This is a genomic window from uncultured Bradyrhizobium sp., from assembly GCF_947648125.1.
Taxonomy (GTDB): domain Bacteria; phylum Pseudomonadota; class Alphaproteobacteria; order Rhizobiales; family Xanthobacteraceae; genus Bradyrhizobium.
The window spans coordinates 13,261-38,361 of record NZ_CANSMR010000001.1 but is presented as its reverse complement, the minus strand read 5'-3'; the positions used below and the strand labels follow the sequence as shown (position 1 = coordinate 38,361).

Sequence of the window (25,101 nt, the reverse complement as noted above, 5' to 3'; positions counted from 1 at the left end):
CTCTCCGGTTGCTGGCTCAGTAGGACCGCGGTAAACCCATGACCTTCTCGCCGATGAAGCTGAGGCACAGTTCACGATTTACCGGGGCGGTGCGCAGCAGGCGGACCAGAGGATAAAGCTCGTAGAGTCCGGTATCTTCCGTAAAACCCGACCCGCCATGCGCCTGAAGGGCGGCGTCCACGGCTTCGATCCCGGCCTCGGCGGCGGCATATTTCGCCATGTTCGATGAAGCGCCGGCGGGAAGCTTGTTATCGAATTCCCAGGCTGCGCGGCGGGTCATCAGGCTCGCCATCTCGACCGCTGTATGAGCTTTGGCCATCGGATGCTGCACGCCTTGATGCGCGCCGATCGGCTGGCCGAAGACGTTGCGCTCGGAAGCATAGGCCACGGCCTTCCCTAAGGCGAACCGGCCAATCCCGCAGCAAAGGGCCGCCAGGATGATGCGCTCGGGGTTGAGAGAGTCGAACAGGATCGAAAACCCCTGGTCTACCTCGCCGACGATGTCCTCGGGGCCGAGATCCACCTCATTGAAGAACAGTGTCCATTGTTCTTCCGGGAGCGGGATCGAGACCTTCACCCGCTGCATTTCGACGCCTTTTTTCTTCAGATCCACGACGAACAGCGTGAACCCGTCGGTCTTGCGCTTGATTTCAGTATGCGGCTGGGTGCGGGCAACCACGAGACAATAATCCGAGACATCCGCTCCGGTGATGAAGGTTTTTTCCCCTGACAGCGCAAAGCGGTTGCCCTTCCGCTTGGCCAGCGTGGTGGCCTTGATCGTGTTCGATCCCGCCCCCGGTTCGGTGATTGCGAAGCAGAACTGAATCTCGCCGCGGCAGGCGGCCGGCAGCAGATCCTTCTTGTGGAAATCTGTCCCGTGATGCGCGATATGGGCCAGCGACATAGTCGGGCCCACCACCATCATCAGAAGCGGAATGCCGTGATTGGCGGTGCCCTCCATGAACAGCGCCATTTCCATCATACCGAGGCCGGCGCCGCCATATTCCTGGGGCACCATTGTGCCTAGGAAGCCGTCCTTGGCGATCTGCTGGAACATCTCCTTGGGGAAGGCGTGGCGACGAGCATGATCCAGCCAATAGGCATTGTCGAATTTCTGCGCGAGCTGCCCACCATATTCGTAGATCTGGCGCTGCTCGTCGTTCAGCTTGAAATCCATTCCCGCACCCATTGTTAGGCTTTGAAGGCCGGCGTGCGCCGATTTTCGAACGCATTTAGGCCTTCCGTTACATCCACGCTGGGCAGCGCGCGCACGGCAGCGTCGCGCTCCAGCCGCATCTGCTGGTCGGTCGCCATGTCGGCACCCTCGCGCGCCAGACGTTTCATCTCGGCAATGCCGGGACGCGAGCGCGTGGCGATCTTCTGGCAATAGGCCAGCGCCGCCTGGCGCAGCTCTTCATCCGGCACGATGTAGTTCACCAGTCCAGCCTCCTTTGCCTCGTCCGCATTCAGCCAGCGGGCCGAGAACATCAGGTCGAGCGCCCGGCGCAGGCCCATCAGCCGGGTAAGCCGCTGGCTGCCACCCCAGCCGGGAATCAGCCCGAACTGCGCGTGCTGGTCGCCGAACTGAGCGCTTTCCGCGGCGAAACAGACATCGCAGGACAGCATCAGCTCGAGCCCACCGGCCAGGCAAAGGCCCTGCACCGCGACGATCACGGGGAGACGGCTCTGTTCCAGCTTGCGAAACCCTTCCATGCCAAAGGCGATGAAATAGTCCAGCGCGCGCGCGTCCATCAGCTTGCTTTTCACCTCGGTCAGATCGGCGCCAGTGCAGAAGTGCTTTCCCTGCGCGCAGATCAGGATCGAGCGAACGTTGCGGTCAGCCTCAAACCTTTCGCGGGCCCTGGAGATACACTCATGCGCCTTTAGCGACAGGCAGTTGGACTTCTCGGGGCGGGCAAGCTCGATAATGCCGACGCTGCCCTCGACGCTGACATTGACGGGATCGCTCATTTCGAACCTCCCTTCCCCTTTTTGTCGTATTGCAGCGCGATGCGGCCGACCTTTTCGCGGGCGATGACGAGCTTCTGGATTTGCGCAGTACCGTCGCCGATTTGCAGGCCCAGAACGTCGTTGTAGCGCTGATGGTGAGGCAGGTCTGTGGTGTAGCCATAATGGCCGTGCAGGATCAGGCACTGATGGATGATCTCGCAAGCGGTCTTCGGCACGTACCACTTGCACATCGCCGCCTCCTTGGTGTGCGGCAGGCCACGGTCGCGCAGATCGAGCGTGTAGTAGCAAAGCTGACGCATCATGGTGAGCTGCGTTTCGGCTTCGGCCAGCGGGAAGCTGACGCCCTGATACTGCGCCAGCGGCGCGCCGAAGGCCTCACGTTCTTGGACATAAGCCCAGGTTTCGTCCACCGAGGCCTGCGCCGCGCCTAGACATTGCAGCCCGATCAGGGCTCTGGAATAGTCGAAGCCCGCCATGATCGTGCCGAAGGCGCGATCCTGCTCGGCCATCAGGCATTGCGAGGGGATAAAGACGTCGTCGAAAAAAACCGAACCGCGCCCCACGGGCTTGGTACCGATATCGTTGAAATGGGTTCGCTTGATGCCCTTTTCATTGAGATCCACAAAAAATGCGCTCACCCCGCGCGAGCCGCCCTCAGGATCACCGGTGCGGGCAAAGACGACTGCCGCATCGGCCTGCGCGGCGAAGCTCATCGAGGTCTTCTCGCCGTTCAGCCGCCAGCCATTGCCGGATTTGGTGGCCCTGAGTTGCAGATTCGCCGCGTCCGATCCGCCGCGCGGCTCGGTCAATCCCAGCCCGATCACCGCCTCACCCGCCGTGACACGGGCCATCCATTCCTTGGCGATTTCGGGCGATGCGTGTTTCGCGACCATGCCGCCCATCAGCGACCCCAGAAGCTGGATGTAGCTGACGTTAAAGTCGGCCCGCGCGATTTCCTCGACGATCAATCCAGCCGTGACCGAGCTTTCGCCCAACCCGCCGAACTTCTCGGGCAGATCGGCGCCGATCAGCCCAAGTGACCCCATCTCCTTGACCAGCGCGCGATCCATCACGTGTTCGGCGGCTCGTTTCTGATAGCTTTCGAGCAGTTTCTCACGCGCGAAACGCTGCGCTGTCTCTCGGAATGCCTGCTGGTCTTCGGTCGGTTGAAACTGCACGTGCTGGTCCTCCCGCACTTTAAATCTTGCTTTTCAAAAACCTAACAAATGTTAGAATGCTTGGCAAGACCGAGCTGGAAGAACAACGGGAGGAACCATGTTCGATAAGAATTCCGGCAGCCCCGCTTACGCAAATCTGCTGTCTTCCATCACCGCCGGACGACACAGGCTGCGTAACCGCGTCATCATGGGGTCGATGCACACGAGGCTGGAAGCCGAACCGGACGGCGTCGCCCGGCAAGCTGCCTTCTATGCCGAACGGGCCCGCGGGGAGGCGGCGGTGATCGTCACCGGCGGCTTCTCTCCCAATCGGGAGGGGATGCTCGATTACGAAGGGCCGCGGCTCGACGATGCGGTCAAGGCGCTGAAGCTTCGCCCGATCTGCGATGCGGTTCATGCCGAAGGTAGCCTGATCTGCGCGCAGCTTCTGCATGCGGGACGCTATGCCAAGATCGAGGAATGCGTGGCTCCCTCGGCGATCCGGGCGCCGATCAACCGGTTTTCCCCGCGCGAAATGAGTGAGGAGGATATTCGGCGCACCATCGACGATTTCGCCCAGGCAGCGCTCAACGCGCAGGTCGCCGGTTTCGATGGTGTCGAAGTAATGGGGTCTGAAGGCTATCTGATCAACGAATTCGCCGTCACCCATACCAACAAGCGCGAAGACGGCTGGGGCGGCAGCGCCGACAACCGGCACCGCTTCCCGGTGGAAATCGTGCGCGCGGTGCGCGGCCGCTGCGGCCCGGATTTCCTGATCATCTATCGGATTTCGGCGGCCGATCTTGTCGAGGGCGGCGCGCCCGTCGAGGAGATCGCTGCGCTGGCTCGCAAGATCGAGGCCGCCGGCGCCGACATACTGAACACCGGGATCGGCTGGCACGAGGCGCGCGTGCCGACGATCGCCTATCCGGTACCGCGTGGCGCCTGGCGGAAGGCGGCGGCGAATGTGAAGGCGGCAGTGTCGATCCCGGTGGTGGCGTCAAACCGGATCAATACCCCGGAAATTGCAGAGGACATTCTGGCCTCGGGCGATGCCGACTTGGTGTCCATGGCCCGGCCTTTTCTTGCCGACCCGCATTTCGTACGCAAAGTGCGCGAGGGTCGGGCCGATGAAATTAACACCTGTATCGCCTGTAATCAGGCGTGTCTGGATTTCATCTTCTCGGACCGTCCCGCAAGTTGCCTTGTCAATCCGCGCGCCGGTCGCGAGATGGAATTCCGCGACACAAGAAGTGTGTCCCCGAAGAACGTGGCGATCGTCGGGGGTGGGGCAGCGGGTATGGCCACCGCGGTCGAGGCCGCACGGCTTGGCCACACGGTCACGCTTTTCGAGGCCAAAGACTGCCTGGGAGGACAGCTCAACCTGGCCCGCGCGGTCCCGGGCAAGAACGAGTTCGACGAAACCCTGCGCTACTATACCGGTCAGATGAACAAGCACGGCGTCAGCCTACGGCTGGGCCAACGCGCGAGCCTGGACGACTTAACCGGATACGACCATGTGGTGATCGCCACCGGGGTGACTCCGCGCATCCCTGACCTACCGGGCATAGACCATCCCAACGTTGTGACTTATGCCGAGATCCTCACCGGCGAACGCGAAGCAGGACAGTACGTGGCCATCATGGGCGCGGGTGGCATCGGCCATGACGTAGCGGAATTTCTCGTGACCCCTGCAGCCAAGACCAACGAGGTTGCGGCTTTTTTCCAAACATGGGGCGTGGACGGACAGTTCAGGAGCGTCGGCGCGCTGGCGGGTGATCCGCTGGCCAACATGCCGGCAAAACGGAGAGTGGTGATGCTTCAACGCAAGACGAGCAAGCCGGGACAGGGGCTTGGTGTTTCGACCGGTTGGATCCTGCGCAACGCATTGCGCAAACACGGGGTGGAGATCTTGGCGGGTGTGATTTATGAGCGGATCGACGACGAGGGGCTCCACGTCACTTCGAACGGCAAGACAAGAGTCATCGCCGCCGACACGATTGTTCTGTGTACCGGACAGGAACCTGAGCGGGCGCTGTATGAGGCGCTTGTGGTCCGAGGTATTCCCACCTCGATCATCGGCGGTGCAGCCGAGGCGGCGGAACTCGATGCCTTGCGAGCGATCAATGAAGGCCACAGGCTGGCGCAGTCGTTGTGATTGGAAAGGGGTGCCATGATTCCTGACGTCGCGCGCGCGGGCTGGTCTGACCTCTACGCCCTGTTTCGCGGCCGTGCCCTGGCGCGGAGCGATAAGCTGGCGATCGAATGGGCGGGCAAGAGCTGGACCTACCGTATGCTCCTCGAACGGGTGGACCGTCTGGCCGCCGCGCTCTTGCAGCGGGGGGTCGAGCCGGGCGACCGAATTGCGATCCTGTCGCACAACCGGGCCGAATATGTCGAACTCCAGCTTGCTGCCGCAGGGATCGGCGCCATCGTGGCCTGCCTGAACTGGCGACTTGCCGCGCCTGAATTAAAACACTGCATCGAACTGGTTTCGCCGAGACTCGGCGTGGTGGAACCAGAACTTCGAGCCTCATTCGAGGCCGTCTCCGACCTTCCTATTCTGGAGATCGGCGCAGATTGGGAAGAGGCGATCACCGCGGCCGCGCCGGATCGGCGCACCGGCACATTGGTGCAGGAGCCCGAAGCTGGTCTTACGATCCTCTATACCTCGGGCACCACTGGGCTGCCCAAGGGAGCATTGATCTCTCACCGCGCCCATATCGCGCGCACCTTGGTCTTTGCCGCGCAGCTCGCGCTCGATCCGGCGGACGCCTTCATCGCTTGGGCGCCCATGTTTCACATGGCCTCGACCGATCACGCGCTGGCGACGCTTCTGCGCGGCGGCACCGTCGTGATGATCGATGGGTTGCAACCACGCGAAATCAATGCCGCATTGTCACGCCACCTGGTCGGATGGTTGGTCATGATGCCGGGCGCCATCGAGGTATTCATCGCCGAGCGACGTGCCAACCCGGTGCCGATCAAGGGCGTCCGGGTCGTCGGGGCCATGGCTGATCTGGTCCCGCCGCATCAGATTGCGGAGCTGACCAGCCTTCTGAATGCGCCCTATCTGAACTCCTTCGGAGCCACAGAAACCGGGCTACCGCCAGCGACGGCATGTCTGATTCCACCGGGGGTCGTGCCCGAGCGGCTGTCCAAGCGACTGAGCGCATTCTGCGAGGTGCGCCTGGTCGATCCGGAGGGCAGAGAGGTGCCGGACGGTACACCGGGCGAGGTGGCGGTGCGCGGACCGACACTGTTTTCCGGCTACTGGGAGGCGGAGGAGACGAACCGGAACGATTTCCGTGACGGCCTGTTCCATATGGGCGATCTGTTCCGCCGCAACCCCGACGGCACGGTCGATTTCGTTGATCGCGCGAAATATCTCATCAAGACAGGTGGCGAGAACGTCTATCCTGCCGAGATCGAGCGTGTTTTGCTTGCGCATCCGCGGGTGTCGGACGCTGCCGTTGTCAAGGCGCATGACGCACGTTGGGGCGAAAGCCCTGTGGCCTTCGTCTCTGTCCATGGCGACGAGCCGACCGAGGAAGAGTTGAAGCAGATTTGTCGGGCCGAGCTTGCTGGGTACAAGGTTCCCCGAGAGTTTCGCATCGTCCGGTTTGAGGAATTTCCGCGCTCCACCAGCGGGAAAATTCAGCGCCATGTTCTAGAGAATTGGCTCGCAAAGGAGGGCGCGAAAGACCAAGCGGGCAAGCCACCGTAACGGTCTGTTCCGGCCCATGCTGAAAGGCGTGTCCAGATTCAACAGAATCGCCCGGACCGGTATCGGTGCAGCTGGGAACATGCGCGAGATATTGTCCTCGGTGCGTCCGTACCACGTGCGGGCCCTGTCGTTCAAATCCCAATAGAAGTTCTCGCAAACGATGATGTTTTTCCCGACAGCCCCATCGCGACGCAGGTAGTCGGTAATGAATCCGCTCAGTGCAACCAGCGTGGTATCGCCCTCGCAAATCTGGAATTCGCGCGCCTGCATAAAGGCAATTGACGAGGTCAGCGGCGGCGAAGGCGTCACAATGAAGGTCGGCATCAGCCTTATTCTGGAATCAGACATTGACGCCAATTTTTCGGGCCTAGTGTACCGAGAATTGCGTGACGGAACTGGCCGAGCGTGTTGGGCTATTCAGCTTGTTGGCAAGGCGATAGTGAAAACTCCGCCTTGGAAGCTCTCCTTACACTGCTCTCCGAACGTTACCCGTCACCTTGCTTGAGAAGTTGGCGCGTGCGGCGGGCCTTTGCAAAAGTTCGATCCGTTGCCATGAACCGAGCCAACATTGGTGCAATCAGCTTGACTGGATCATTGATCGGCTGATTGCTTTCGCGCGCGAGGATCTCGGCGTAAACGATGAGGTCCCGATGAACGGTTGCTGGTAATTCAACGGTGACCTTGACCGGTTTGTCGTTGTTGAGATCGCTCAATCTAAGCTTTGCCATTTCTTCATCCCCCATAAGGTTCGAGCACGAGATCGCGGTTCACTATCACTCTCACGGGAAATCCCGGACGGATCGTCAACGTTGGCTGGATGTTGAGATTCCGGCGAACCACTTGCTGTCCGGTCTGATTGAGAGAATTGGCGGCCCCTAAACGCAGCGCCTGAAGAACCGCTGTGTTGGATCCATTGTCTGCGCCTGACCCCAACTCCGAACCCACCCCAAGCAACGTCGACAACGCGGCGGCTCCAAGCAACTCTTTCCAATGATTGTCGAGCTCGTCTTCTAGACCGGAGTATCCCGCGACGTCAGCTCCCGGTTGTCTTTCGAGCACGATCGAGCGACCGTTAGGCATGATGAGTCGCGTCCAGACCAGGAGCACGCGTGATTGTCCGAAGGCGACCTGGCTATCGTAGGTCCCGATCAATCGCGCCCCCTGCGGAATCAGCCGGGCTCGCCCGGTCGGAGTGTCGTAGACATTTTCTGTCACTTGCGCCGTGACCTGCCCCGGCAAGTCAGACCGGATTCCCGTGATAAGGGCAGCGGGAATGATCGTCCCCGCCTGAACAACAAAGGGCGATGCTGGCCTCAGCAGTCGGTCGGGGCTTGTCGTCCGCCGATCAGCGGGCGCGTTGACGAAGGCGAGTTTTCGGTCCTGGCCATTTTGAGAAAATGCCTCATCGGAGGACGTTGTTGCGTTTGAAGGCGTCTCACTGGATGGTGCCGGAGCGGGCGACGGGCGGACATTGGTGTTTGCAAACACTTTGCTTGTGCGTGCGGCCTCCGTTTCCTGATTGACGCGTTGCTGTTCGGCGTCAATGACGAGCGAGCTGGGCGCTGAGCTTTGTGCCGCAACGATGGGACGGCCGAGATCACCGGGCAGAGGCGGTTCGAGTCGCGGCACGTCGTGGGGTATTCCCGCATAATCTTTCGGCAAGCTTGCAAGCTGATCGGCGACGTTGTGGTGATCGGTCGAGTAGAGTTCGTTCGGCGCTGAATTGCGCGGCTGATTACTGCGCAGTGCCCAAATCACGGCGCCAGAGATAAGCAGCAAGGCCAGAGCAGTGCCGCCGGCAAGAACTTTTCGAGAAAGCCGCGTGGTCCTCGGGCGCTCGGCACCCAGACGCAAGGCCTGCGGGCTATTCGCAGACGAATGCCTTGGTTCGGGTGCAGGACCAACGTTTCCGTTTGGGCCATTGTCCGTCACAATCGGCTCCCGTCGCTTCTGACAATTCGGACTCTCTGCTGCTTTTCACCGCCGAGCCGCAACTCGGCTGCCGCGAACAGGCGGTCGGCAATCAGGACATTCCTGTAGACGCGATAGTTGACGAGTTCGGACTTACCGTCCTGTCCGATGACGAACAGCGGCGGCATTTCGCCCTGCCCGATCCCTGACGAGAATTCGATATAGACCTTGCGGCCGTCATCGTACGCATTGACTGGCCGCCACGGCGGATTGTCGCCTTCAATGACGTAACGGTAGCGGCGCTGATACATCTCCGGGATGACCGGCATTAGTGGCAAAGCCTTGGAGTGGCTGGATCGGTCTTCCGGGTAAAACCAGGCGACCGACGGCATATATGGCTTCTCGCGAGAGCGGAGTTCGATCAGGTAGGTTCGTCGATCGGTGTTGACGACAAGGTTCGTCTCGATCGCGGGCCTTGTCGGCTTCACCATGATGTGGACGCGCCGGGTGTCTCCGTTTCCGCTTTCGGTATCACCGACGATCCAACGCACGGTGTCGCCAACGGCCAGCGGCCCTGAACCGATCAGCTGCTCACCCGGTTCGAGCGCGATGTCCGTAATCTGTCCTGGCGAGGCATAGATCTGATAGAGCGCGCCGGGGCTGTAGGGAAAAATCTGCGCGGCATTGAAATACCCCGCGCGCCGTGGCTGGACCCGCGCGACATCGTTTGCGATTTCGATGCGATCGGCCGGGTCCTTTGCCTCTGCTTCACCCTTCTTGCCGCCACGAGCAGGAGTCCAGGATGGAGGAACATGCAATGGCTGCGCATGATCGTCTGCGGGCATCGGCAGATCAGGAGACGGTGGTACGTCGTCGTCATAATTGATCTGCGGTGGTTTGAAGGTCGTGCAGCTCGAGAGCGCGAGCGCAATGAGTAAGGCTACACGTTTCAGGCTAGCCGATCTCGGTGCAAAGGTTCTCATTACCCGAGCTCCTTCGACCAGTTGATGGCGTTGACGTATACGCCTAGCGGGTTCTTGCGCAGGCGGTCAGCCTCGCGCGGGGTTTCGACGACGATAGAGAGGATCGCGGTCCAGCGTTCGGTCGCGGCGAGCTGACCGCTGTCATATCGGCGCTCTGTCCATGCAACTCGGAAGCTTTCCGGTGAAGCACGGATGACGCTGGAGATGTTGACCGCAACCTGTGTGTTGCCGAGCTTGGCAAAGGGGTCGTTGGTGCGCGCGTAGTCATTCAGTGCCGCCGCCCCGCGATCGGTCGTGAAATCGTAGGCGCGGAGCCAGTTCTGTCGCAGGACGATGGCGTCGGCAGGCAGGCCTCGAACATCTTCGATGAAGCGCGCGAGATGAAATGCGATCTGCGGATCGGTCGGCTGATAGAAGGGACTCGCTGGGGCAACTGCCTGGGCCTGACCGAGATGGTCCACTTGCACCACCCACGGTGTGATGGTGCCCTGGGTAGACTGCCAAACGAGGCCTGCAGCGAGTCCGCCGGACAGCAACAGACATCCGAACGCCATCAGCCGCCAATTCCTGGCCTGGACGCGTGCGGAACCGATACGGTCGTCCCAAACCTGCGCTGCCTTCTGGTAGGGCGTCACGGGCTGTGGCGTGCGGCCATAATGCACGGATGGTCTTTTGAACATCAGTGCCCTCCCTCGGACAGATCGACCGAGGCTCCACCACCGGCACTGTCGCCGCTGCGGACGGCGTGGGTAGCAGCGGACACACCCTGGTTCACGGCCTGCGCGCGCTTCATGCGGCGTGCCCAAGCCGGCGCGGCGTCCGTTGTTGACGAACCGCCACCGAACCCGGCAGCCATACGCCGTAGCGGGCTGACGATCGCCGAACCGCCTGCGCTGGCGACACCACCCAAGCCCCCCGCTCGGTAAGCACTTGCCGCTCCTGTCGCTGCCGTGGCTGCGCCGCGGGCACCGGCAAGAAGCGCGCCACCTGCCAGCCCCGCACCGCCAGCCGCGAGACCAGCGCCAGCGACGATGGCGCCCCCTGCCGCCAGGCCTGTCCCGACCGCGGCGCCGGCACCGAGTTGCGGTCCACCCGACACGATGCCGTTGGCAATGCCTGGCCCAAAGATGCCGAGGCCGAGAAGAGAAAGCGCCCCAAGCACAAGCGCCATGGCGTTATCGATCGTGGGCTGATTGCCGCCAAAGCCGGCCGTGAATTGTGCAAATAGTGTCGAGCCAATGCCGACGATGACGGCCAGCACCAGAACCTTCACGCCGGAGGAGATTACGTTGCCGAGGACGCGCTCGGCGGCAAACGCGGTCTTGCCGAACAGGGCGAACGGGATCAGCACGAAGCCCGCGAGCGTCGTCAGCTTGAACTCGATGAGCGTAATGAAGAGCTGGATGGCTAGAATAAAGAAGGCCAGCAGCACTACGATCCAGGCAAACAGCAGAACCGAGATCTGGATGAAGTTTTCGAAAAAGCTGACATAGCCCATCAGGCCCGAGATGGAATCGAGGATCGGTCGCCCCGCATCAAGCCCGACTTGGGCAATCCTTCCCGGCCTCAAGAAATCGGCCGAGGAAAGGCCGGTCCCTGAGGCTTTCAGACCCAAGCCAGCGAAGCTCTCGAAGATGATGCGGGCAAGGCTGTTCCAGTTGCCGATGAGGAAAGCGAAGACCCCGACAAATAGCGTCTTCTTGACGAGCCGAGCCAGAATCTCCTCGTCGGCACCCCATGACCAGAACAGGCCGGCTAGCGTGATGTCGATAGCAGCCAGCGTGGTGGCGAGATATCCGACTTCGCCTCTGAGTAGCCCAAACCCAGAATCGATGTACCGGGTAAACGTCTCCAGGAACTGATCAATGATTCCGGTGCCGACCATCGGTCACTCCTTCCCGGTCTGCTGGATCGAAGGGTAGCCAGATGGCAGCCGGCTCTCGTCCTTGGGCGCAGCAAACAATGAGGAGCCCGCATGGGCGGCCCCAGTATCGGACGCTGCTGGCGCTTTTTGCCCAAGAAACTGCCGGCGCTTCTCAGCCCAGGCCTTTCGGCACTCGGACAGAGCGTCTTTCTGCTCATACGTTACTGAGCGGCACTCCGCGAGCTTCGCCGTCAACGGATCGGATGTCACGTCGGCGGACGCCGGCGCGTTTGTCTGCGCCTCGTCACCACGCAGCCGAATCGCACAGGCAGCAACCTCGAGGACAATGAGCACCGCGGCCGCCAAGGTAAGGAGTCGTTTGATTGTTTTCGTGTTCATCAGTGAAACATCTGCACGGTTGTGGGTTGATAACCGGCGCCCTGAGTCAGGAAGCGGCGCAGTTGCTCTCTGCCCTGGTCCTGAGCGGCCGCACGCTGCGCGGACTCTAGATTCTGCGCTCGCCCGTGAGCTGCGACGACCGCAGTAAGATCCGCAAGTTGCTGAGCCTGCAGCGCCAGGAGCTGATTGCCGGCCTGGGTTGCCTGCAACGCACCGGTCGCCCCCTGGCTCGAGGTGACAAGGGCGGACATCTGGATGCGGTTGGTGTCGAGGTTGCCGACGACCGTGGCCTGCGTCCGCATGGCATCCTGGAGGCTGGCAAGTGCATTCTGCCAACGGCTTTGCGCGTTGGCGATTAACGCCTGGTCCGAAACACCCGCTGATGCCGGTCCATAGGTCGTCGAGAATGCACGATCGATCTGCTGGATGTCGTAGGCGATGCGCTGAGCCTGGGCGAGAAGCTGTTGCGTTCGCTTGATCGACTGCTCCAGTTGCAATAACGAGGAAAATGGTAGCGTAGCCAGATTCCTGGTCTGGTTGATCAGCATCTGCGCCTGATTTTGCAGAGATACGATCTGGTTGTTGATCTGCTGCAAAGCTCGAGCGGCGGTCAGCACGTTCTGCGCATAGTTGTTGGGATCGAAGACGATCAACTGCGCCGACGCAGGCCGCATGCTAGTAGCGAGGGTGAGCGCGATGATGCTGGCGGAGGCAAGACGGCGGAGGCAGTTCATTTGGATGCCTCCAATTCGGAGAGATGCGGGATGAGATCTGTCGCCCAAGCGATATCGCGGGCCTTCAGCCAGCCGGACACGAAACCGTCGCGGCCATGATCAATAATGACCTGTTCGATCAGGAGTTGGTCGGCCTTGGAGGACGTCGCGGTGAAGGCGAGCGCGACCTCGCCAAGGCCGAGCTCGAACAGTCGATTGCCGCGACGCGACTGGCAGTAGTAGTCGCGCTTCGGTGTGGCCCGAGCCAGGATCTCGATCTGGCGGTCGTTCAAACCAAAGCGCCGGTAAATCGCCATGATCTGTGGTTCGATGGCGCGGTCGTTCGGGAGCAAGATTCGAGTCGGACAGCTCTCGATGATTGCCGGCGCGATCGCCGAGCCGTCGATATCCGCGAGCGATTGGGTAGCGAAGATGACTGAGGCATTCTTCTTGCGAAGGGTTTTCAGCCACTCACGCAGCTGGCCGGCAAACTCTTGATTATCAAGCGCAAGCCAGCCTTCATCGATGATGAGCAAAGTTGGTCGGCCATTGAGCCGTCCTTCAATGCGGTGGAACAGATAGGAAAGGACAGCCGGCGCGACTGCGGTGCCGATCAACCCGTCGGTCTCAAAGACCTGGACTGAGGCTTCGCCAAGGCGCTCGAACTCCGCGTCAAGAAGCCGACCATACGGGCCCCCAAGACAATACGGCTGGAGAGCACGCTTCAACACGTTCGACTGAAGAAGGGCGCAAAGACCCGTCAAGGTCCGTTCTTGGATCGGCGCCGAAGCCAGCGAAGTCAGTGCCGACCAAAGATGATCCTTGACTTCCGGCGTGACCTCGACCCTTTCACGACCGAGGATCGCGGTCACCCACTCTGCTGCCCAAGCACGCTCAGACAAGTCATCGATCGCGGCAAACGGCTGAAGTTCAACGAACTCCGCGGATTCGCCCGAGAGCACGCCACCGATGTCATGCCAATCGCCACCCATGGCGACGGTTGCAGCCCGTACCGAACAACCAAAATCGAACGCAAAAATCTGAGATTCGCCGTAGCGGCGAAACTGCAGCGCCATCAGCGCCAGCAACACAGATTTGCCGGCGCCGGTCGGTCCGACTATAAGTGTGTGTCCGACGTCGCCAACGTGAAGGGAGAAGCGGAATGGAGTGGATCCCTCCGTCTTAGCCAGGAATAATGGCGGCGCCTTGAAATGATGGTCCCTCGCCTCGCCAGCCCATACCGCCGACAGCGGAATCATGTGCGCAAGATTCAGCGTCGAGATCGGGGGCTGCCGAACGTTGGCATAAACATGCCCCGGCAGGCTGCCGAGCCAGGCTTCAACCGCATTGACCGTCTCGACCATGCAGGTGAAATCCCGACCCTGGATCACCTTTTCCACGAGACGGAGCTTTTCATCGGCGGTGGCAGCATCGTCGTCCCAGACCACAACCGTGGCGGTAACGAAGGTCTCTCCGATTTGATCCGAACCCAGCTCCTGGAGCGCCGCGTCGGCATCGATGGCCTTATTGTGGGCATCGGTATCAAGAAGCGCTGAAGCTTCGTTGGTCATGACCTCCTTGAGGATCGCAGCCACCGATTTGCGCTTGGCGAACCATTGCCGTCTGATCCTGGTCAGAAGTTTGGTCGCCTCTAGCTTGTCCAGCATGATCGCGCGGGTCGACCAGCGGTAGGCAAAGGCAAGACGGTTCAGGTCGTCGAGAATCCCGGGCGTCGTCGCCGTCGGGAAACCCACAATAGTCAAAACGCGGAGATGCGCTGAGCCGAGTGCGGGCTCGAGACCACCGGTTAGCGGCTGATCGGAGAGCAGCGCGTCGAGGTACATCGGGATCTCGGGCACCCTGACGCGATGCCGCTTGGTCGAGACCGTAGAGTGCAGGTAGGTCAGCGTTGCTTCGTCATCGAGCCAGGCGCACTCGGGCATGAAGCCTTCAATGAGGTGCAGCACGCGATCGGTCCGGTCGATGAAGCCGCGGAGAATCTCGCGCGCATCGGCGTCCCCAGTCCGGTTGCTACCCTCATAAAGCAACCGTTCCGCTCTCGCGGTGCCCTCGGCCGGCGGGAGATAGAGGAATGTCAGGAAATAGCTCGATTCGTAATGCGCGCCGGCTTCTTCGAACTGTGCCCTTCGCTCTGCGTCGACCAGCGCGGACGCGGCATCTGGAAACGTATTGGGCGGATAGGCTCCTGCCGAATGACGTTGCCCCTCGACAAAAATGGCCCAGCCGGATTCAAGCCGGCGCAGTGCGTTGTTTAACCGACCAGCAACAGCAACCAGCTCTGCCGGAACGGCGCTATCGAGGTCCGGTCCCCGAAATTTCGCCGTTCGCTGGAACGACCCATCCTTGTTAAGGACGATGCCTTCGTCAACGAGAGCAGCCCAGGGCAGAAAATCGGCGAGGCGGGTATTGGAACGGCGGTATTCGGCGAGGTTCATCATGAGGGAGCTCACGGGTTGAGATGACCGGGGATACGAAGGTGTCTACGTACGACCTCGACGAAGTCAGGGTCGCGCTTGGCCGCCCAGACGGCGGCCATGTGGCCGATGAACCAAAGCAGGAGGCCCGCGACCCAGAGGCGCAGACCGATGCCCAGCGCAGCTGCGAGCGTTCCGTTGATAATGGCGATGGAGCGTGGCGCACCGCCCATGAGGATCGGCTCGGTCAGTGCGCGATGGACGGGGGTCTCGAAACCCGGGATCTCACTGCCCATCAGATCACCACTCCGCCGCCGAAGGAGAAGAACGACAGAAAGAAGCTCGAAGCCGCAAAGGCTATCGAAAGGCCGAACACGATCTGGATCAGTCTACGGAATCCGCCTGACGTATCGCCGAACGCGAGCGATAGCCCGGTGGTGATGATGATGATGACAGCTATGATCTTGGCGACGGGACCTTCGACCGATTGCAGGATCTGATTGAGCGGTTGCTCCCAGGGCATGTTGGAGCCGGCAGCCAAAGCTGGATTGACGTCGAAGCAGGAGGTCACCAACAGACTCGTCGAAACCACCCGACGCTCGAAGGAAGAAATAACGCTCATGAATTGTCCCCTATTGCTGTCAGGCTGTAGTCGCCGGAGGGAGCGAGCCCAGTGACGCTGGCAAGTTCGGCCAGGCGGCGATCGGCGCCGCGACCGGAAAGGACGGCGATGACGTCGATGGTTTCGGCGATGAGGGCGCGCGGGACCGTGACAACAGCTTCCTGGATGAGCTGCTCAAGCCGGCGCAAAGCTCCGAGCGTGGTGCCCGCATGGATGGTACCGATTCCCCCGGGATGACCCGTGCCCCAGGCTTTGAGCAGATCGAGGGCCTCTGGGCCGCGTACCTCCCCGATCGGAATGCGATCGGGCCGAAGGCGCAGCGATGAACGGACGAGGTCCGATAACGAGATCACGCCGTCTTTCGTGCGCAGCGCCACAAGATTCGGTGCCTTGCATTGCAGCTCTCTGGTGTCTTCGATGAGAACAACTCGATCCGAAGTCTTGGCGACTTCGGCGAGTAATGCGTTGGTTAGCGTCGTCTTGCCGCTTGATGTGCCGCCAGCAACAAGAATGTTCTTGCGCGCTTCGACCGCGCATTTCAGAGCAACGGCTTGCCCCGAGGTCATAACGCCTGCAGCGACGTAGTCATTCAGCGTGAACACCGCGACCGCAGGCTTTCGGATCGCGAACACGGGAGCTGCGACTACCGGCGGCAATAGTCCCTCGAAACGCTCTCCCGTCTCGGGCAACTCGGCCGAAACACGCGGGCTGGCTGCGTGGACTTCGGCACCGACATGGTGGGCAACCAATCGGACAATGCGCTCGCCATCCGCAGGAGGCACCATTTCTCCGCTATCTGCCAAACCGCTCGACAGCCGGTCGATCCACAATCGACCGTCAGGGTTGAGCATGACCTCGACGACGGTCGGATCTTCGAGAAAGCGTGCGATAGCAGCACCAAACGCTGTGCGCAGCATGCGCGCACCACGCGAAATCGCTTCCGATTGAATGGAATAGTGTACCACCGTCGTCCCCAACGAATGAGGCTGTCCCGAGCGGCCTCAGATGGGGATGATTAGAAAAGGCAGGAAGTGAGTTAGCGCAACAAGGCAATTGTCGGGTTAGTGGCTTGGCGTATAAAAAGAAAGGTCATGAAAATAGTTGTTCCAAGCGCATTCCGAATTGTGATCTTCAACAGGAGATTCGCGATGACCACAAGCCTTCCGAGGCTCTCGTTAGAACCTCTTCGGAGAAGCAGCTTCGCTAATGAGCTACGTAACCAGAATGGGCTTTGGGAACAGCCACGTGTGATGTCGGCTGTTCACCTCATAGCGGCGCAATTGCAGACGTCGCCGAACTTCGCAGAAGGGCCAGAGGACTAAACCGCTCGCGCGGTAGGCCGCTGCGGCAAGCAGCGCGGCCAATCCGATAGCGCCAAGGGGCGTCCTGTCTTGAGATGAGGGGTTGCAACAACCTCCACCCAAGACAGGAGCATCCCCATGACCGACGAGGCAATGAGCCCGTTGCGCCGGCGCATGATCGAAGACATGACGATCCGCAAGTTGGCCCCGAAGACCCAACATGACTACGTGCAAAGGGTCAAGAACTTCGCGGCGTTTCTCGGGCGATCGCCCGACACGGCGAGCTTCGAGGACGTGCGCCGCTACCAGCTACATCTGGCGGCAAGCGGGGTCGGCGTGCCGACCATCAACCAGACCGTCTCGACGTTGCGGTTCTTTTTCCGCGTCACGCTGCGGCGCCACGAGATCGTCGAGCACACCCATGTCATCCACGAGCCCCGCAAGCTGCCGGTGGTCCTCAGCGTTGAGGAAGTGGCGCGGCTGCTCGATGCCGCGCCGGGGCTCAAGTACAAGGCCGCGCTGAGCGTGGCCTTGGCGCCGGCCTGCGCGCCACAGAGGTCGTCTCGCTCAAGATCGCCGACATCGACAGCACGCGCATGATCATCCGCGTCGAGCGGGCAAGGGCGGCAAGGACCGCAACGTGATGCTGTCGCCGCACCTGCTCGACCTGCTGCGGACCTGGTGGCGGGCGGCGCGGCCGCAGGGCTGGCTCTTTCCCGGCCGCGATCCGGCCCAACCGATGACCACGCGCCAGCTCAATCGCGCCTGCCATGCCGCGGCCCAGATGGCGGAGATCAACAAGCGTGTCTCGCTGCACACCTTGCGGCACAGCTTCGCCACCCACCTCTTGGAGCAGAACATCGACGTCCGCGTCATCCAGGTGCTGCTCGGTCACGCCAAGCTCGACACCACCGCGCTCTATACCCGCGTCGCCACCAAGACGATCAGCGAGGTCATGAGCCCGCTGGAGCACATCGCACTCAAGCTCAAGGAGGTCCGGCCACCCGGCTGACGCCAGGACGGTGTCGCGCCCGGCTCTGGAGGTTGCGGATATCTTCCGCGACCATGGCCCGGCATGGCGCAAAGCCCATGCCGGCCATGTCAGCCTCGACCAGCTCAAGGTGATGTCGGCGATCGAGCGTTGCCGCACGGCGGCGCTTGGCGGCCATGTCGCGCGCTGCGCGGACTGCGCCTATACCACGATCGCCTACAACTCCTGCCGCAACCGGCACTGTCCGAAGTGCCAAAGCGCCGCCGCGAAGGACTGGCTTGCCGATCGCGAGGCCGAGTTGCTGCCGGTGCCGTACTATCACGTCGTGTTCACGCTGCCGGCGGCCATCGCCGACATCGCCTACCAGAACAAGGCCGTCGTCTATGATCTTTTGTTCAAGGTCTCGGCCGAGACCATGCTGACGATCGCCGCCGATCCCAAGCATCTGGGGGCCAGGATCGGCATCACCTCCGTGCTGCACACCTGGGGCTCGGCCATGACCCACCACCCGCATGTGCACATGATCGTGCCGGGCGGCGGCATCTCGCCCGACGGCCAGCGCTGGGTGTCTTGCCGGCCGGGCTTCTTTCTCCCGGTGCGCGTGCTCTCCCGCCTGTTCCGGCGACTGTTCCTGGAGAGGCTCGTCGCCGCCTACCAGGCCGGTCGCCTGAGCTTCTTCAGTGATCACGCTCATCTCGCCGATGCGCAATCCTTCGCGGCTTATCTCGCACCGCTGCGCAACGCCGAATGGGTCGTCTACGCCAAGCGGCCGTTCGGCGGACCTGAGGCGGTGCTGGCCTATCTGTCGCGTTACACCCACCGCGTCGCCATCGCCAACAGTCGCCTGATCGCCTGCGACGAGCGGGGCGTTACCTTCAAGTGGAAGGACTATCGCATCGAAGGCCGCGATCGCTACAAGCAGATGAGGCTCGAGACCTTCGAGTTCATCCGCCGCTTCCTCATCCACGTGCTGCCACGCGGCCTGCACCGCATCCGCCACTACGGCCTGTTCGCCAAAGGCGCTTGCGCCGGCAACATCGCCCGCGCCCGCGAGCTGCTCGCCGCTGCAAAGCCTGAAGGTCAGCCCACCAGTGCTGCCGTCGAACCCAACAAGTCGAGTTGTCCATGCTGCGGCGGCCGCATGATCGTCATCGAGGTGTTCGCGCGCGGTGCAACACCACGCCACCGCCCGACAGCTCCAACGAACCGCATCAGGATCGACACCTCATGACCGCGTCACCGTCCTGCAAATCTGGTCGTTACGCTCGCTGGATCTCGACCGGCCACGGCAGAGCGCGCCCAGCTATCCGCCAGCCGTCGCAAATCGTCGGGCAAGTTATGGAGTTCGATGCCACCCGCTGCTCATGCGTCAGCCGCTTCACCGTCGACCAACTCGTCGCATCGGCTCGATCCAAATCAGCCAGTTCGCCCGCGGCGCTCAAATCCCCATAGCGCCTGCGGCACCGCCGTACGTTCCCTCAAGCGCGGTTTCCTCCCTTGGAGGCTTTCGGACGCCGGCCGCCGAACTCGCGGCGCCGTCCCTCAAGCGGCCGGCATCCGAAACCCTTCACACCAGCGGACATCCTGCACGCACAACAAAAGCCCCGGCCTAAGCCGGGGTTTTCCAATTTGCCAGCACAGATTAGCCTTGTTGCTCGATTTCTCCGGGGCGCCATGTTTTATCGAACCAGGGCTCCAGCGGGCCATAGAGGCGAAGAATCATAAACCAGCCCTTGCCGGGAATTGTTTGCACCCAATTGTTTTCAAAGCCGGCCGGAGCTTTTGGTCCAAAATAGACATCGACGGAGCCGTCTGCATTGACCTTGAGCGCTTTGTTCTGACTGCTCACACTTGGGGACTGTTGATCAGTTTGCACCATCGAGCGCGTCTGGAGGTCGTAGACGATGACCGACCAGAAATCCTTGACTGGAATGTTCGGAGGCAGGTGCAGTTTATAGGTCTTGCCACCATCGAACGGGTTACCCTTGGAGTCATGGGAAGCCCATGGGTATTGAGAGCCTTCACCCACCATTTTCGCTTCCATCGCAGGCGTCACGCCCGTGGCGAAGAAATAGAAGAAGGCTGCTCCATCTAAGTTGCTGACCCCCGGCGCAGTTTCAAATTTGTATCCTCCGAAGAACGGTAGTCGCCACGAACTGTTTGGATAGAAGTAGGCGTCTTCACCACGAATCTCGAACGCGATCGTGCGTGCTGTTACAGCACCGATATTCGCCGCGTCCTCCAAAATCTTCTTCATCCGGGCATCGGGATTAAACGGCTTGCCCTTGGCAATGCCTATCGATGCAAACAGCCCCAGCGTTGTCGGGTCGCTTCCCTCGCTCGGCTCTTCTTGAATTACCTCATTGAGTAGACTCCAAAACGAGTAATCGCTTGGGAAGACGAAGTTCGACGGGATACCGGATGCATTGACGAATTTTACGGGTGGTGGATTGGCCGCGTCCGCAAGCTGATAAATTTTCAGGTTCTTTTTGACTGACTCGACCCCCGGCGCGGGCGACCCGTCGACAAGAAAAGATCGGAACGGCATCCAGTTTCCGTAGGTGCTCGGCCGCACGACGAAATAGCCCTCCGGGATCGCGTCCTTATACCCCGGCGGCAGTATTAGATATTTTCCGCCCCTTCCGCGATCTGCGCCTGTGATGCCGACATCAGCCACCCAGCGATACCAAAAGTCATCGATGCCCCCTAGGACCTTGGGCGGAATTTCTACGACCAGTGGTCCCTTGTGCGTATCAAGCCAAATGAAGCTGTAAACAGTGTTATCGTTCGCCGTCAGCTCCACGGTCCGCGCGTCGACAAGGTTTTCCCAAATGACGTCCGTCTGGTTATCCGGGCCGTATTTGCGCAGCGTATCCCGCATGCCCGCTTGGTTCACAATGGGAAGAGCCAAAAGATAGGCTTGAAGTGCGCGGGATGCATCGAGGTTGTCATAGATTTTCTGGATAGTCCCCTTATCAGGGTAGCCATTGGATAGGTTTAAGGTGCCGATTGGTGTTTCGACTTTGTCTGGCGTAGCGACGCCCGGCGGCATTGGTGTTTGGTATTTGTATTGCTGGGCATTTGCCGCAAGGGTGCAAAGCGCCAACATGGACAGCGTTGAAAAAACCGACAGCAGTACTCTCACGATGCGGCTCCATCATCTCGAGGGCTGAGGAACCACAGAGGTCTATTTTGGATGTCGCTATTCGGCTTTGACGGAGATCAACCGTAAGCGGCATTTTTGGCGATGCCCGGCATGTCGGGTCTGGGCCGATATTGTTGCAAAAGTCCCAAAACGCACAGCGCCTAATTTTCCGCCAAAGAACGAAACAAGCAACAATCGCCGATCAATAGAGCTTCAGGCGCGCTACCAGAATCGTCCGTTGGTTTGGCGCTCGGCGACGTGGTCCCCCACATCATTATTCAATCGCTGCACTCACGGGCCGGAGAATTTGAGTCCCACCTCGCAAAAAGACTTTTGCAACAATATCGGCCATAAGGCGACGTAGGGCGGGTGGTCGCATTGCTCTAGGGTGTAGGTTCTACCTGATACAGTCCATCGGCTGCCATCACGGCGTCGTAACGCCCGCGCGGATCGAGGTCCTTGTTCATCGGGCCTAACTTTGCGAGCGCCGACAGCGGGATCGTGTATTTCAAACCTGCGCCACCTTGACGTGGGCGAATGACGATGACAGCCGCCGCGCCCTCTGGCGCTCTTTCCGGCGCGATCATCAAAGTGCGTTGGCCAACGGACGCAAAGGTCGCGATTGCGACGCCATCAGCGAAGCACGCACACGGCGATTTATCGCTGTCGTAGTAGGTAACGGTTAATTCACGCGGTTTCGCGTCAAGATGCGCGACCGCATCAAGGCCGATCCTGATGCCAAGCGGAATGAACGCACCAAACGCGCCATGCACACGCGCTCCAAGAGCAACCCACTCTTCGGGGGTTTCAGCACGTGCGCCAACCGGCTGCAAAACCAGAAGCGCCGCGATCAGTATTCGCTTCATGAGCTTGGACCATTCCGGCAATGAAATTTTGCACTTGGAAGGAAACCAAGAAGGGAGTGAATGCGCAACGCATAATTATGACCGCTTGGGGTCATGAGCGACAAAACTCAAGGTGAGCATAATAGGTCCGTTTTCGGCTGCTTAGCGTCGGCTACGAGGGGGGACGGCTTCTACGAGGTGACGATCTGCTTACCAATCGCCTCCGGCACCCGCCTCAAGGATGGGCCCGTCAATGTAAGAGCCGCCGGATCCGGCAAGGCTTCCGGAAGGTTCACCGAAGACATTTCTGCCGAGGGTTCGGATCCATGGCACCGCAAACCACACCAGCGCGGCCGCCTGAAGCGCAACGCAAAGACCGAATGCGGCCTGATAGGCCACGACCGGATAATGCCCGTCTTGAGACGGCCATTGCCCGACCACGAGCCCGATGCCGTATTGAATCGTGAACGCCCAGCCGAAGTGCAAGAGGTTCAGGGCGCCGTTGGCGCGCGCGGCGAATTCCCTGGGGAAGTAATCCGCTACAACCGCGAAGCTTAGGACAGTTGCGGCGCCGGCCAGGGACACGGTGGACCAAGGCAGAAACGAAGGCAGATGAATGCGCAAAACCAGGGCGAGTTCGGCCACGATGAACAGCGCTCCCACGCCGGCCAACAGGACTTCGGTTCTTATATTGAGTTTGCGCAGGCGATCAGCCATGGCCCCAAGGAGGAGGGCTCCGAGACTTAGACCAACGGCCATAAGGAACATTTGAGTGACCCGGCTCTGCCCGTCGAGTCCTTCCACATCCGTAAGCCAGGCCGAAGCCCATAATGACTGCAACGCCCAAGCCGAGCCAATAGAGGCCGCTGAGAGCGGGGCGACTCTCAGGAAGCGAGGATCTGAATAAATAGACCACAACGTAAGTGGCTTTTGAGCGGAGGTGCCGATCTGTGAGTCGACGACGCGCTCCGGAACGACCAGGTAAATAAGCCCGCTCACCGCAAAGGTACCGATCGTCAAGATTTCAAAGAGGCTGCGCCAACCAACGTAATTCAGCAACCAATCGACTGGCGCTGTCGCTGTGACCGCGCCGAGCGATCCCAACATGATCATCCAGCCGTTGGCGAGCGCAACACGCTCTCTCGGAAACCAAGTGACAATGGACTTGAGCCCGGCCATTAGCGAGCCGGCAACGCCAAGTCCAATCATGGCGCGCGCAACAAGAAGCTCTGGAAAGCTCGACGCGTTACCGAACAGCGTGGCGCCGCCAGCCGCAAAGACCAGCAACACACCTTGGACCCGACGCGGCCCTAGACGATCTAGAAGCACCCCTATGGGAATCTGGGTCAACCCGAAGACCAGGAAGTAGATCGACGCGAGCAGCCCGGTCTGCGCGGCATCGAGCTCGAAATCAGATGCCAATGCCGGCGAGATCGCCGCGTTGATCGTCCGAAACAGGTAGGCAAGGTAATAGCCTGCGGCAAAGGGCAGAAAAACTGAGAGGATCAGGCGCCATTTCGGAAGTGAGGATTCTCTTGAGGCATCCAATTCGCCCCTCAATTTCGGATCGCAATCTGGCGGTGCCGGCCGTGGGTTTTGCTGCAAGTTGCTCGAGACGCCATGTTCGTGAGCGCGCGAATTGCTACCCCCTTCTGCAGGGCTTAGGTCCTGGGTGATATCGAAGCATTCAGAAGCAGCTTTCTGACCGTTGTGTTGCGGCTCCGAAACCTGCGTGGCTTGCTCGCCTGTTACTTGCTCCGCTCGTCCATGGCCTTGGGAATAGAGACTGTCGATGGTCTCCTGCATGAGAGGCCGACACTGTCGAACTCGGCGATCGACCTGTTCCGCCAAAACTTTAAAGCGCTCGTCGCCAAGGCGGATCGCCTCTTCTTGCCGCGCTTGCGAAACCGGCGGTGTCACGGCTAACTGATATCGAGCGTGTAGCGCGACTGTCTCGGCTATCATCCGCATGTCGTGCTCAAGACGGTCGAATCTGGTGTGCATATCGTCAAGACGCTCGCGCAGCAGAGCTTCGACCGACGGTGCGGGTGTAAGAAAATCCTCAAGGGCGGCTTCCACGAGCATGCTCTTGCCGACGCCCGGTCGGTCGGCTGCGACGTCGAGCCGACCGCAGACACCTTCGCTAAGCCGAACAGTTACTTTGCGACGAACGGAGGTTTTACGCTTGCGCGCGGGTCGAACGTCAACGCGATCAGCTTGCGCATCCAGTTCGGCGAGTTGTTGCATCTTCTGACATTCCCCAACGCCCCACGATCGAACCACTGCTTCGCGATACGATTGATGAGGTGAACTAATCTGATGGGAATTACAGAAAGAGCAGGCCGAGCTTGGCTTCAACAAAGCAACACTGCCGATCATGCTCTGGCGTAGGAAAAGAAAGGAGATGCGGAATCACGAAGGTCGGCACTGAGCATCAGAAGGCAAGATCTGTTTGGCGGGTTGTTAGCTACGATCTAAAGAGCCGGAAGAAAGATCGCTTCTCACAATCGGTACGCAATCGCCTTCACGAGTGAGGCTTTCTGGACGCGCTGCTTTGATTCAAGACGGAACAGCATCATCCTCAGGAAGAGCCGGCCTGACTTTTGACTTGCGCCGCGTTCGCGATTTCAGGCGATTCGATACTGACTTCTCTGAGAACCGTCGATCCACTGGAGAGGCGCCGGCCGAGTGCTTCGATAAAGCGATCATAGCGTTCGGCACCCTTCGCACGCGCTGCAGGGCTCGACTGCTCCGGCAGTGCCGGGGTTGACGTGAGCCAGAAACGGATGAACAAAGCGATTGTCTCGAGAGTCACACTGTCATTGCGTTCGAGCCGCTCGAGCACGCGCACGATCCGGTCCAGCCGCTTGGCGATCGCAGCCTCGCGCCGATCGGAATCGTCTGGAGAAAGGAAAGAGGCAATCGCGGCCTCCGCAACCAGCGACTTGGGTTTGCCCTGACGTGTAGCGTAAGCCTCCAGGCCCGCGAAAATCTCTGGATCGAGGTAAATGCTGAGCTGAGCCTTTTTCATCTCGCG

At 60.5% G+C, this 25,101-nt stretch carries 22 protein-coding genes and 1 pseudogene; 4 read left to right on the top strand and 19 right to left on the bottom strand.

Annotation, left to right across the window (positions count from 1 at the left end; translation table 11 throughout):
- Positions 1-16: 16 nt before the first annotated feature.
- Genes Q0030_RS00185 through Q0030_RS00175 form a run of 3 tightly spaced genes read right to left on the bottom strand, consistent with a single transcriptional unit; the run spans position 17 to position 3,149 of the window.
- Positions 17-1,177 (bottom strand): acyl-CoA dehydrogenase family protein, encoded by a 1,161-nt coding sequence (locus Q0030_RS00185; protein ID WP_298361746.1) that lies wholly within the window; start codon positions 1,175-1,177, stop codon positions 17-19.
- Positions 1,178-1,191: 14 nt separating this feature from the next.
- The gene (locus Q0030_RS00180) at positions 1,192-1,971 is read right to left on the bottom strand and encodes an enoyl-CoA hydratase/isomerase family protein (RefSeq protein WP_298361743.1); all 780 of its coding nucleotides are present in this window, start codon (positions 1,969-1,971) and stop codon (positions 1,192-1,194) included.
- On the bottom strand, positions 1,968-3,149 hold the full coding sequence (locus Q0030_RS00175; RefSeq protein WP_298361740.1) for an acyl-CoA dehydrogenase family protein: 1,182 nt from the start codon (positions 3,147-3,149) through the stop codon (positions 1,968-1,970). The genes Q0030_RS00180 and Q0030_RS00175 overlap by 4 nt, the downstream gene beginning before the upstream one ends.
- Before the next feature lie 97 nt (positions 3,150-3,246).
- Between Q0030_RS00175 and Q0030_RS00170 the strand changes: the two genes are divergently transcribed.
- Together Q0030_RS00170 and Q0030_RS00165 are read left to right on the top strand one after the other, a co-directional pair.
- A complete protein-coding gene (locus Q0030_RS00170; RefSeq protein ID WP_298361737.1) occupies positions 3,247-5,286 on the top strand; it encodes an NADPH-dependent 2,4-dienoyl-CoA reductase in 2,040 nt (679 codons plus the stop codon).
- Between the two features lie 15 nt (positions 5,287-5,301).
- The gene (locus Q0030_RS00165) at positions 5,302-6,855 is read left to right on the top strand and encodes an AMP-binding protein (protein ID WP_298361734.1); all 1,554 of its coding nucleotides are present in this window, start codon (positions 5,302-5,304) and stop codon (positions 6,853-6,855) included.
- Here the strand turns inward: Q0030_RS00165 and Q0030_RS00160 are convergent.
- The 12 genes from Q0030_RS00160 to trbB all read right to left on the bottom strand — a co-directional run bounded on the left by Q0030_RS00160 (position 6,799) and on the right by trbB (position 16,699).
- Complete coding sequence (locus Q0030_RS00160; protein ID WP_298361731.1) at positions 6,799-7,179, bottom strand: hypothetical protein; 381 nt, start codon at positions 7,177-7,179, stop codon at positions 6,799-6,801. The genes Q0030_RS00165 and Q0030_RS00160 overlap by 57 nt on opposite strands.
- Positions 7,180-7,340: 161 nt before the next feature.
- Entirely contained in the window at positions 7,341-7,583 is a 243-nt protein-coding gene (locus tag Q0030_RS00155; protein ID WP_298361728.1) for a DUF2274 domain-containing protein, read from the bottom strand.
- A gap of 4 nt (positions 7,584-7,587) precedes the next feature.
- Entirely contained in the window at positions 7,588-8,787 is a 1,200-nt protein-coding gene (locus tag Q0030_RS00150) for a TrbI/VirB10 family protein (protein WP_298361725.1), read from the bottom strand.
- Positions 8,784-9,749, bottom strand: coding sequence for a P-type conjugative transfer protein TrbG (trbG, locus tag Q0030_RS00145; RefSeq protein WP_298361722.1), 966 nt, complete (start codon positions 9,747-9,749; stop codon positions 8,784-8,786). The genes Q0030_RS00150 and trbG overlap by 4 nt, the downstream gene beginning before the upstream one ends.
- On the bottom strand, positions 9,749-10,429 hold the full coding sequence (gene trbF / locus Q0030_RS00140) for a conjugal transfer protein TrbF (protein WP_298361719.1): 681 nt from the start codon (positions 10,427-10,429) through the stop codon (positions 9,749-9,751). The genes trbG and trbF overlap by 1 nt, the downstream gene beginning before the upstream one ends.
- On the bottom strand, positions 10,429-11,634 hold the full coding sequence (trbL, locus tag Q0030_RS00135; RefSeq protein ID WP_298361716.1) for a P-type conjugative transfer protein TrbL: 1,206 nt from the start codon (positions 11,632-11,634) through the stop codon (positions 10,429-10,431). The genes trbF and trbL overlap by 1 nt, the downstream gene beginning before the upstream one ends.
- A 3-nt stretch (positions 11,635-11,637) precedes the next feature.
- The gene (gene trbK-alt / locus Q0030_RS00130; RefSeq protein ID WP_298361713.1) at positions 11,638-12,012 is read right to left on the bottom strand and encodes a putative entry exclusion protein TrbK-alt; all 375 of its coding nucleotides are present in this window, start codon (positions 12,010-12,012) and stop codon (positions 11,638-11,640) included.
- Entirely contained in the window at positions 12,012-12,746 is a 735-nt protein-coding gene (gene trbJ / locus Q0030_RS00125; protein WP_298361710.1) for a P-type conjugative transfer protein TrbJ, read from the bottom strand. The genes trbK-alt and trbJ overlap by 1 nt, the downstream gene beginning before the upstream one ends.
- On the bottom strand, positions 12,743-15,184 hold the full coding sequence (gene trbE, locus Q0030_RS00120) for a conjugal transfer protein TrbE (protein ID WP_298361707.1): 2,442 nt from the start codon (positions 15,182-15,184) through the stop codon (positions 12,743-12,745). Before trbE ends, trbJ begins: the two co-directional genes overlap by 4 nt.
- An 8-nt stretch (positions 15,185-15,192) precedes the next feature.
- Positions 15,193-15,456, bottom strand: coding sequence for a VirB3 family type IV secretion system protein (locus Q0030_RS00115; RefSeq protein WP_298361704.1), 264 nt, complete (start codon positions 15,454-15,456; stop codon positions 15,193-15,195).
- Positions 15,456-15,782: a TrbC/VirB2 family protein gene (locus Q0030_RS00110; RefSeq protein WP_298361701.1), complete on the bottom strand. Its 327-nt coding sequence runs from the start codon at positions 15,780-15,782 to the stop codon at positions 15,456-15,458. The genes Q0030_RS00115 and Q0030_RS00110 overlap by 1 nt, the downstream gene beginning before the upstream one ends.
- The gene (gene trbB, locus Q0030_RS00105) at positions 15,779-16,699 is read right to left on the bottom strand and encodes a P-type conjugative transfer ATPase TrbB (protein WP_298363212.1); all 921 of its coding nucleotides are present in this window, start codon (positions 16,697-16,699) and stop codon (positions 15,779-15,781) included. Before trbB ends, Q0030_RS00110 begins: the two co-directional genes overlap by 4 nt.
- Positions 16,700-17,221: 522 nt before the next feature.
- Here trbB and Q0030_RS00100 point away from each other — a divergent pair.
- Both Q0030_RS00100 and Q0030_RS00095 read left to right on the top strand, forming a co-directional pair.
- A pseudogene (locus tag Q0030_RS00100) lies at positions 17,222-18,095 on the top strand (site-specific integrase).
- A gap of 10 nt (positions 18,096-18,105) precedes the next feature.
- Positions 18,106-19,305, top strand: coding sequence for an IS91 family transposase (locus Q0030_RS00095; RefSeq protein ID WP_298361696.1), 1,200 nt, complete (start codon positions 18,106-18,108; stop codon positions 19,303-19,305).
- A 411-nt stretch (positions 19,306-19,716) separates the two neighbouring features.
- On the opposite strand, the gene Q0030_RS00090 is transcribed toward Q0030_RS00095, so the two are convergent.
- From Q0030_RS00090 to Q0030_RS00075, 4 genes are all read right to left on the bottom strand, one after another.
- A complete protein-coding gene (locus tag Q0030_RS00090; RefSeq protein WP_298363211.1) occupies positions 19,717-21,183 on the bottom strand; it encodes a DUF1254 domain-containing protein in 1,467 nt (488 codons plus the stop codon).
- 419 nt (positions 21,184-21,602) lie between these two features.
- The gene (locus Q0030_RS00085) at positions 21,603-22,085 is read right to left on the bottom strand and encodes a formylmethanofuran dehydrogenase subunit E family protein (protein WP_298361693.1); all 483 of its coding nucleotides are present in this window, start codon (positions 22,083-22,085) and stop codon (positions 21,603-21,605) included.
- Between the two features lie 189 nt (positions 22,086-22,274).
- Positions 22,275-24,311 (bottom strand): MFS transporter, encoded by a 2,037-nt coding sequence (locus Q0030_RS00080; RefSeq protein ID WP_298361690.1) that lies wholly within the window; start codon positions 24,309-24,311, stop codon positions 22,275-22,277.
- 334 nt (positions 24,312-24,645) lie between these two features.
- Positions 24,646-25,095, bottom strand: a complete 450-nt coding sequence (locus tag Q0030_RS00075) for a CopG family transcriptional regulator (RefSeq protein ID WP_298361687.1) — start codon at positions 25,093-25,095, stop codon at positions 24,646-24,648.
- Between the last annotated feature and the right edge of the window lie 6 nt (positions 25,096-25,101).

Bases quoted from the DNA above. Each gene is read 5' to 3' on its own strand.
- Q0030_RS00080 (WP_298361690.1), bottom strand. From the start codon at position 24,311: ATGCAACAACTCGCCGAACTGGATGCGCAAGCTGATCGCGTTGACGTT.
- Q0030_RS00155 (WP_298361728.1), bottom strand. From the start codon at position 7,583: ATGGCAAAGCTTAGATTGAGCGATCTCAACAACGACAAACCGGTCAAG.
- Q0030_RS00115 (WP_298361704.1), bottom strand. From the start codon at position 15,456: ATGGGCAGTGAGATCCCGGGTTTCGAGACCCCCGTCCATCGCGCACTG.
- Q0030_RS00180 (WP_298361743.1), bottom strand. From the start codon at position 1,971: ATGAGCGATCCCGTCAATGTCAGCGTCGAGGGCAGCGTCGGCATTATC.
- Q0030_RS00090 (WP_298363211.1), bottom strand. From the start codon at position 21,183: ATGTTGGCGCTTTGCACCCTTGCGGCAAATGCCCAGCAATACAAATAC.
- Q0030_RS00075 (WP_298361687.1), bottom strand. From the start codon at position 25,095: ATGAAAAAGGCTCAGCTCAGCATTTACCTCGATCCAGAGATTTTCGCG.
- Q0030_RS00165 (WP_298361734.1), top strand. From the start codon at position 5,302: ATGATTCCTGACGTCGCGCGCGCGGGCTGGTCTGACCTCTACGCCCTG.
- trbF (WP_298361719.1), bottom strand. From the start codon at position 10,429: ATGTTCAAAAGACCATCCGTGCATTATGGCCGCACGCCACAGCCCGTG.
- trbJ (WP_298361710.1), bottom strand. From the start codon at position 12,746: ATGAACTGCCTCCGCCGTCTTGCCTCCGCCAGCATCATCGCGCTCACC.
- trbG (WP_298361722.1), bottom strand. From the start codon at position 9,749: ATGAGAACCTTTGCACCGAGATCGGCTAGCCTGAAACGTGTAGCCTTA.
- Q0030_RS00170 (WP_298361737.1), top strand. From the start codon at position 3,247: ATGTTCGATAAGAATTCCGGCAGCCCCGCTTACGCAAATCTGCTGTCT.
- trbB (WP_298363212.1), bottom strand. From the start codon at position 16,699: ATGCTGCGCACAGCGTTTGGTGCTGCTATCGCACGCTTTCTCGAAGAT.
- Q0030_RS00185 (WP_298361746.1), bottom strand. From the start codon at position 1,177: ATGGATTTCAAGCTGAACGACGAGCAGCGCCAGATCTACGAATATGGT.
- trbK-alt (WP_298361713.1), bottom strand. From the start codon at position 12,012: ATGAACACGAAAACAATCAAACGACTCCTTACCTTGGCGGCCGCGGTG.
- trbE (WP_298361707.1), bottom strand. From the start codon at position 15,184: ATGATGAACCTCGCCGAATACCGCCGTTCCAATACCCGCCTCGCCGAT.
- Q0030_RS00110 (WP_298361701.1), bottom strand. From the start codon at position 15,782: ATGAGCGTTATTTCTTCCTTCGAGCGTCGGGTGGTTTCGACGAGTCTG.
- Q0030_RS00085 (WP_298361693.1), bottom strand. From the start codon at position 22,085: ATGAAGCGAATACTGATCGCGGCGCTTCTGGTTTTGCAGCCGGTTGGC.
- Q0030_RS00160 (WP_298361731.1), bottom strand. From the start codon at position 7,179: ATGCCGACCTTCATTGTGACGCCTTCGCCGCCGCTGACCTCGTCAATT.
- trbL (WP_298361716.1), bottom strand. From the start codon at position 11,634: ATGGTCGGCACCGGAATCATTGATCAGTTCCTGGAGACGTTTACCCGG.